The organism is Rhodocaloribacter sp. (assembly GCF_056451265.1).
This window is the reverse complement of sequence record NZ_JBWOPL010000120.1, coordinates 1-7335: the sequence shown is the minus strand read 5'-3', so window position 1 is coordinate 7335 and position 7335 is coordinate 1. Positions and strand designations below refer to the sequence as shown.

Below are 7335 nucleotides of genomic sequence, written 5' to 3'. Positions count from 1 at the left end.
GGGCGGTGGCGCTCAGCGGCGCCGGGCCGCCCGCCGGCCGGCGGAAGAGGACGGCGGCGGCGCGGTGGGCGGCGTAGCCGGTGGTCAGGGCCACGTGCTCGCCGGCGTCGCTGCGGTCCTGACGGGGGTTGCGCATCACGGGGAACTGGTCCGGGGCGGTGAGCAGCGCCTGCCGGGCGGCGCGTTCCATCTGGGCGCGGCGTTTTGCGAAACGCTCGCGGGCCGTGAAGAGCCGGTCCGGGTCCACGCCGAGGCGCGCGGCCGTCCAGTACGCTTCGTCGCGGTCATAGAGCGCGGCCACGAGGGTGCGGCAGGCGTCGGGCAGCGTCCACGTAGGGTTGTCGCGCACGAGCACGGCGCTGCGGGCCAGCGTGTCGGCGTCGTAGACGTAGACGCTCGTGCCGAAGTCGAGCCGGCGGCGGGCCTCGGCGTCCGGCATCAGCACCCCGAGCACGGGCGCGGCGTGGCCGTGGCGTCGGCCGGGGCGATCGTGGCGGTGGAGGCGTCCGGCGCGCTGGAGCAACAGGTCCACCGGCGCCAGGTCCGAGAGCATCGCGTCGAAGTCCACGTCCACGCTCTGTTCGATGACCTGCGTGGCGACGACGACGCGGGCAGCGGGACGCCGGGGGTTCTCCGGGGCGGGCGGGCCGAAGCGCTGGAGGAGGGCCTCCTCTTTCTCGTTGCGGTCGTGCCGGGTGAAGCGGGCGTGCAACAGGTCCGCCTCGATGCCCTCGGCGCGCAGCTCCCGGTAGGCGGCCTGAGCCTCGCGGACGGTGTTGCGGATCCAGGCCACACAGCCGCCATCTTCTACCCTGCCCCGCACCCAGGCCGCGCCGGCCGCCGTCCGGACGTCCGCTTCGCCGGCGGCCGCGACGGGCTCGACGCGCACGTCGGTCCGCCGGGCCGTTTCGGGCGCGGGGTCGGGCAGCACCGTCACCGGCGCGCGGTCCACGGCGTGCAGGAGCTGCGGGTAGGCGTCGGCCGCGGGCGGTTCGGCCGCGCCGTAGGCCGTGAGCAGGCGGGTGCGCAAGCTCGCGGGCAGGGTGGCCGAGAGGAGGATGACCTTCGTGCCGAGCGCGCCGAGCCAGGCGAGCAGGTGCTCCAGCAGCACACCCATGTACACGTCGTAGGCGTGGACCTCGTCGAGGATGACCACCTTGCGGGCCAGCCCGAAGAGCCGCACGAACCCGTGCTTGACGCCCATCGCCCCGAGCAGCGCCTGGTCGATGGTGCCGAGACCGAGCGGCGCCAGCAGCGCCCGCTTCGAGGGTTGCACCCACGAGGGCGCGATGACCTCCGAGGGCGGCGTCGGGTCGTGAGGATCGGACCGGTGCAGGCGGTCGAAGATGGTGTGGCGGGTGCGCTCGCGCAGCGCCCGGTAGTCCCGGAAATAATGCTTTGCCCCGTGGGCGAGCACCAGCGCCAGGTCGGCCTCGCCCTTGATGCGCCGGGCATAGCGCTCGATGCGGGTGAAGAGGGCGTTGGCGGTGGCCTGCGTGGGCAGGGCCGCATAGAGGCCGGTGGCCGCGCCGTGCCGGAGGGCCTGTGCAGCCAGGAACAGCGCGATCTCCGTCTTGCCCAGCCCCATCGGCGCCTCCACGACGGCGATCTCCGGCCCTTCCTCTTCGCCAAAGGGAACGGCACACGCGGCCGCCTGAAAGCCCGGGCGCGGCCGCCATGCTTCTCCGTCGGGGCTGAACAGCTCGGCGAACAGCGCCTCCGGCGACCCTTCCAGCCGCCGGAAGTCAGCGATCAGGCCGGCCGCACGGAGCGCCGCCTCGGCGACGCCGGCGTCGCGATGGCGGGCGAGATACGCCTCGGCCCCGGCGCAATCGGTCACTTCCGGCGAGAGCGGGAAGGATTCGGCATTGGAGCCGAACCAGTCGGCTACGGAGACGAAGCCGGCGGTGAGGAGCAGGAACGCCGGGGGCGGGTCCGGCGGCAGTTCGAGCGGCGGGCCGAAATGGTGCGCCAGTTCGGCCGGCAGGGCCGGGACGAGATCGCGGAGTGGGGGCGCGAGCACGCGGTCGTCCAGGTCTACCGCCTCGTCCGGGTAGAGCGTCCCGTGGTGCCCGGCCCCGACGCGGATCAGCGGCAAGAGTGTGAGCCAGTTCGGATCCACGCCATCGGGCAGGCCAAAGAGATCGTAGGTGGTGAAGATCCGGGCCGTGCCCGCGCCGTGGTCGAAGCCCGTGCCGTTGGGCGCCGGGCCCTGCCATCCGGCGCCGTAGCCGTGCGCCCAGCCTTTTTCCGACTTCGCCTGGAAGAGCGGGTAGAGCTTGCCCGCGTCGTGCACGGCGGCGGTGAGCACGAGCGCCCGGCGGACGGCCTCGGGATCGGCTTCGGGCCAGAGGGTGCGGAAGCGCCGGAACAGGTGCTCGTCTTCCCGCAGCCACGTCTCGGCGACGAGGCCCACGTCGAGCAGGTGCAGCGGCAGCGGGTGGCGCGTCCACGGCGGCGGGTGGCCGTCGGCGTCGCGCGCACGCTCGTTCGTCTTGGCCCAGAGACGGTACAGGAGGGTTTCAGGAGACATCGGACGTCTTTTTCTTCGAAGTGGGGGGCGGCTGCTCGACGAGCCAGAGGCCGTCGTAGCGGACGGGGCGGCGCGTGGCAGGGCCGTGGCTCCGGAAGGCGTAGCCCTGCGCCGACGAGCGGCTCCAGGCCATCACGGCCGAAGTGCGCGTCGTGGCGTCGTCCAGGATGGCCTGCCAGAGTTTCAGACGCATCCGTTTGTCGAGGCGGCCGACGAAGAGGCCGGAGCGGACCTCCAGGCAGTAGCGCGAGAGCAGGCCGCGCGTCCGCTTCGGGGCATTGGTGAGGCTGAAGATGACCATAATGCTTGTCGGATGAGGTCAAAAGGGCAGGCCGTCGTCGATGTCGTCAAAGGGAGAAGGCGGCTTCGAGCGTGCGGACTTCGGGGGACGGTCGCTCTGGAGTTCGGCGGCCACTTCACGGGCATCGGGCAGGCGGGGACGGTGTTGCCAGGGGGCATCCTCGGGACGGGCCGTCTCTACACGGCAGCCACCCAGCTCCTCCGGCATGCCCTGTTTCCCTTCTCCGGCGTCCAGCAGCGTCTCGATGCCGGGAATAATCCGCTCCAGCAGTTTCACGCGGCGAAACCCGTCGCGCAGGGCATGGCGGACCCGGCGGTCCAGGTTTAGCTCGCTCTCGGCCGCGAGCCGGAAGGCCGTCGGCGCGGCCAGCTCCATCTTGTACAGATCCGCCAGGTCGTGCACGAAGGCGAGCGGGTAGCCCGTGTGGATGAAGCCGAGGGCAGCGCTGTAGCCGGCGATGAGGATGGCGGCATGACAGACACCGTAGAGGCAAGCATTGGCCGCCGAAAGGGCGCGGTTGACGGGATCCTGGCTGCCCCAGTCGGCGCGGTCGTAGTGGCGTCCCTGCCAGTCGATGCCGTGCTCCTCGGCCAGACGGCGATAGATGGCGCGGACGCGGGCGCCCTCCATCCCCCGGAGCTGCTCGATAGAGCGCTTGCGCGGCGGCTCTTCATAGAAACGCATCCGGTACATCGCACGGGCCACGGCCAGGCGGCTCTTCGGGTTGAGCGCCAGGCGCGCCTGGCGCAACAACCGGTACGAATGCGCGGCGCCCTCCTGCCCGGCGCTGTAGAGCCGCACGCCGGCCTCGCCGGTCCAGATGATGAGGGTGCGGTTCTCGGCGCAGAGCTTGACGGCGGCATGGGTGATGGTCGTGCCCGGCTCCAGCATCAACACGGCCGAGACGCCTACCGGGAGCTGGGCCCGAATGCCGCGTGCGTCGGTGACGACGAGCGCCGCACCGTCCACTTCCACCGAGCCGTACTCCACAGAGAAAACGGTGATGCGGTTGCGCAGCGGCATGACGGGCGGCTTGTTCGGTTTCATGGCGGTCCGGGTGTGAAGCGTCAGGAGGATTCATACCGGCGGGCGGCCTCGCGTAAGGCGCCGACGACACGCTCGACGAGGGCCGGCGGCTCCAGCACGCGCAGCTTGGCCCCCCATGAGAGACACCACGCGGCCACATCGTCCAGCCCTTCGACCTCGAAGGACACCACGGCGCTGCCGTCCGGGTGCTCGGCTTCGATCTGCTGCGTCGGATGGTAGGCCTTCCGGTGGAAGTAGGGCACGGCTTCGGGCGTCACGAGCAGCCGAACCAGGTGCACGTCGTCTCCGGCAACGGCCCGGAAGCGGTCGCGGGCATACAGGTGCAGGTCGAAGTCCTTCGGAGGGTCGAAGTGCATGCCGGTCAGGAGGCGCACCGAACGAAAGCCGGGCAGCGCAAAGTCCTTGACGCGATAATCCCGGCAACACCAGGCCGCCAGCAACCACGACCCCCCGCGCACGTGAAAGCCGAGCGGATGCAGGCGTCGCTCTGTCGAAAGGTGCTGCCGGGAAGCCGTGTAATAGGCTGTCTCGATAGGAATACGCTCGCGGACGGCGGTCAGCAGCGTGCGAAACAGCACCTGATCGAAGGGAACCACCGGGCCGGCGTGCCCCTCGAAGTCCCAGAGATTCGACTCCGTTTCCGGCTCGAAGGAAAAGGCCTCGGCGAGCCAGGCCTGTTCGAGGCTGCGAGCGGCCGCGGCAAGGGGTGGGGCAAACGGGGTCGGGGCCAGGAGGGCGCGTGCCGCCAGCGCCGCCACGGTCAATGCCTCGGCCTCGGCTTCGGTAAGACGCATGGAGAGCGGCGGAAGCGGCCGACCCCGAGGATCGAGGCGGAAACGCTTGAGCAGTCCGTCTCGGCGCGAGGTTACGAGGCCTTCCCGGGCGAGTGCTGTGAGGTGGCGCCGGACGGTGCGGACCGAGATACCGAGACGTCGAGAAAGGTCATCCTGGGTCAGCTCGGCGCCGGCGCCAAGCAGGACGAGCAGTGCGGAACGTGTATCGGAGTGAAGCATGAGGCAAGCTAAGAAGTGGGGCGGGTGTTCCGGACACCCGTGGCCGTTACTGTGAAAACACAACCACACCGATGGCCATCAGTGTGGGGGAGCATCCTTGCTCACATGTGCGGATTCGAATGAAACTATGGCGCGACACATCGCCGTCTCCTGACGACTTTATGGCGGCGTAAAGGTCGTTGCTGCACGTATTTCGGGTCGATTCCGTGTCTCGCACAAGCGTGCTTGCTGTCAGCCTGACCGGCTGGTATTCATGGCTCCAGCCAACGATCTGCGTGATGGATGCGCATTGATCGGATCCACCGAAAAATCCTTCAAGGCAGATCCGCCCCCCGGTGCGAAGACGCAAGCCGGCGCATAACGCGCCCCCGTCGAAGTGGAATACCGATCGATCCGGTCGAGCAAGCGAGTGATTTTTCTATAGACAACTATGTCCGGACAAAGTCGAATTTTGACGTAAAGAGCTGCATTTTTGAAAATCGTCTCGGCCCATGCGTGGAATCGGGGTGAAGGGCGCAGCGTGCCTTATTCCCTTCCTCTCGCCGCGAAACGGCACGTCCGGCACGGCGCGCGTCATAATTCGCATCAGGGTTGCACGAATATGCTGTCTTTTTTGAGCTTTTACAAGTGTAAATCTACGGGGGCACAAAATCGATCGAACAGGTGCGCACCGGGGGCGACGCCGGAGCCCGCGCACCGAGCCGGCAGGGGCCGAAACCGGCGTCTCGCTTCGGGAACGACCCGTGGCGGGGGAACGGTGCGCCCGGGCTTCATTCGGGGAACCGGGAGGCGTCGAGGCCGGGGATGACGCGGAGGGCGTTTTGGTAATAGATGTGCCGGAGCACGTCGTCGGGCAGGTCGAGGCCGTACATCTTCCAGTGGGCGTGGCGCTTGCGGTAGTAGTCGAAGTACTCGTCGGCGGTTTCGAAGAGGCGGAAGTAGACGTGGTACTCCTCGGGTCCCCAGGCGTCCTTGCCCATCATCACGCGGTCCTTGTAGCGGATGAGCCAGGCCCGGGCGGTGCGGGGCTGGCGGCCGAGTTCGGCGATGACCGCGCCGAGTTCGGTGTACATGTTCGGCAGTTCGTCCATGAGCCGTCCCAGGCGCGCGAGGTCGTTGCCCAGCCAGCCGAGGTGCGCGTTGATGAACGTCGTCTCCGGATGGCGGCGGAAGACGTTGTGCTGTTCGGCGATGAGCGTCTCCCACGGCGGGATGTCCGCACGCTCGGCATAGTACCGCCGGGGCCGTTGCCGGAGTTCGAGTCGGCGCTCGTTGAAGCGGTCCTTCTTCTGCCAGAACGGGGCGGGGTCGGCGGTGTGGATGAGCACGGGGATGCCGAGTTCGCCGCATTTTGCCCAGATGGGATCGAGGCGGGGGTCGTCCGTCGGCACGCGGGCGCCCCGGCTGTCCCGAAGCGAGAGGCCCAGGTTCTTGAAGATCTTCAGTCCCTGAGCGCCGTTGCGGACGTCCTCCTCCAGCCCGGCGACGGCGCGTTCGGTCCATCCCGGCTCGCCGATGCCGTCGAAGTCGAGGTTGGCGAAGACGACGAAGCGCTCCGGGTAGCGGCCTTTCATGGCCTCGACGGTGGCTTTGAGTTGCTCGCCGGTGCCGCCGCTGAGGTTGACCATCACGGCCATGTTCATCGCATCCATGGCCGCCACGAGGTCGGCCATCTCGGCGTCGGAGCGTTCGTAGGCGCGCCACTGATGCGCGTGCACGTCGACGAACGGGTACTTCGCCCGGGTGACGGGGTGCGCGGGCACGACGAGCGTAGAGCGCGGCTCATACGCCTCGATGTCCATCAGCGCTTTCGGCGGCGTTTCCTGGGCAAGGGCCATCGGGACGAGCAGGCTCACGAGCGCGAGCGTGGGGAGTCGTTTCATAACCGGGAGGGAGAAGCGGGTGAGGCGGCGGGACGGCAAAGTAGGGGACGGGGGCGAGAAGGGAAAGCAGCCGGCCGCTCACACCCAGAAGGAGGTGAAGCCTTCTTCGAGGAGGCGGGCGGCCATCAGCGTGAGGCGGGCGGCGGTGCGGGGGAAGCGCGCCTCGGGCACGGCGTTCGGGCATCCGGCGGCCTCCCAGGCGTCGATCGCGGCGCGGACGTCGTCCTCGGAGAAAGGCGCGCCCGTCATGGCCCACCCGAGCAGCCCGAAGACGGCGCGGCGGAGAGGATGGCTGCCGCCGAGCAGACGCGGCAACACCTTCATGTGAAGCGCCAGGTCGAGCGGGTCGACAGCTTCGCCGGTGCGGGTGCGGAAGGCGGGGGCGATCTCGGCGGCGTGGAGCACGAAGAGCGCCGCCTCGTCGCGGGTGCGATAGGCGACCTGAAGCTGTGCGGGCGCGAGGTGTGCGTTGGCCTCGGCGAGCGCCTGCGTCACCGCGTCGAGGCGCGCGCGGTCGGCGGCGTCGAGGTCGCGGAGTCCGGCCAGGCGGGCGGCCCT

At 69.2% G+C, this 7335-nt stretch carries 5 protein-coding genes and 2 pseudogenes; all 7 read right to left on the bottom strand.

Going from position 1 to position 7335, the window contains the following annotated elements:
• The coding region (gene cas3 / locus AC1HIY_RS17490) for a CRISPR-associated helicase Cas3' (protein WP_479578084.1) at positions 1–2533 on the bottom strand (2533 nt) is incomplete at its 3' end.
• A complete protein-coding gene (gene cas2e / locus AC1HIY_RS17485) occupies positions 2523–2834 on the bottom strand; it encodes a type I-E CRISPR-associated endoribonuclease Cas2e (RefSeq protein ID WP_479578083.1) in 312 nt (103 codons plus the stop codon). The genes cas3 and cas2e, both read right to left, overlap by 11 nt.
• Before the next feature lie 18 nt (positions 2835–2852).
• Positions 2853–3881 carry a type I-E CRISPR-associated endonuclease Cas1e gene (cas1e, locus tag AC1HIY_RS17480; protein ID WP_479578082.1) on the bottom strand — a complete coding sequence of 343 codons (1029 nt, stop codon included), beginning with the start codon at positions 3879–3881 and terminating at the stop codon, positions 2853–2855.
• A gap of 20 nt (positions 3882–3901) precedes the next feature.
• A complete protein-coding gene (locus AC1HIY_RS17475; RefSeq protein ID WP_479578085.1) occupies positions 3902–4675 on the bottom strand; it encodes a helix-turn-helix transcriptional regulator in 774 nt (257 codons plus the stop codon).
• A 78-nt stretch (positions 4676–4753) separates the two neighbouring features.
• Positions 4754–4894, bottom strand: a pseudogene (locus AC1HIY_RS17470) (winged helix-turn-helix transcriptional regulator); the annotation flags it as partial.
• Between the two features lie 770 nt (positions 4895–5664).
• Positions 5665–6777 (bottom strand): amidohydrolase family protein, encoded by a 1113-nt coding sequence (locus tag AC1HIY_RS17465; protein WP_479578081.1) that lies wholly within the window; start codon positions 6775–6777, stop codon positions 5665–5667.
• A gap of 78 nt (positions 6778–6855) precedes the next feature.
• Positions 6856–7335 (bottom strand): annotated as a pseudogene (locus AC1HIY_RS17460) (McrB family protein); the annotation flags it as partial.

Excerpts from the sequence above, each read along its gene's own strand:
- AC1HIY_RS17475 (WP_479578085.1), bottom strand. The coding sequence starts at position 4,675 with ATGCGTCTTACCGAAGCCGAGGCCGAGGCATTGACCGTGGCGGCGCTG.
- cas1e (WP_479578082.1), bottom strand. The coding sequence starts at position 3,881 with ATGAAACCGAACAAGCCGCCCGTCATGCCGCTGCGCAACCGCATCACC.
- AC1HIY_RS17465 (WP_479578081.1), bottom strand. The coding sequence starts at position 6,777 with ATGAAACGACTCCCCACGCTCGCGCTCGTGAGCCTGCTCGTCCCGATG.
- cas2e (WP_479578083.1), bottom strand. The coding sequence starts at position 2,834 with ATGGTCATCTTCAGCCTCACCAATGCCCCGAAGCGGACGCGCGGCCTG.